The sequence below is a fragment of the Halohasta sp. A2 genome, from assembly GCF_056175805.1.
The window spans coordinates 1-255 of the sequence record NZ_JAQFWV010000297.1 but is presented as its reverse complement, the minus strand read 5'-3'; the positions used below and the strand labels follow the sequence as shown (position 1 = coordinate 255).

1 protein-coding gene is annotated in these 255 nt (G+C 46.7%); it reads left to right on the top strand.

All coding sequences use genetic code 11. The annotated features are described in order from the left end of the window. A partial coding sequence (locus O2S87_RS19205; RefSeq protein ID WP_475410261.1) for a transposase occupies positions 1 to 255 on the top strand: 255 nt, incomplete at both ends.

Sequence of the window (255 nt, the reverse complement as noted above, 5' to 3'; positions counted from 1 at the left end):
GTCGAAATCACCAATGAACAAGGAACACGACATCTCCGTGACGAACAGATTGAGCTTGCTGAGACTGGTCAACGATTTCGGCGAATCATCTTTGAAGATGTTGATGATGAGAAACTCGCGTACCTGATGACGCTGTCGTCAGCGTACGCTCCTGTTGAGGTGATGAATATCTACACGCTTCGCACGATGATCGAGATCTTCTTCCGAGAACTCAAACAGTACACAAGTATTGAGAACTTCCACTCCCGATCATTG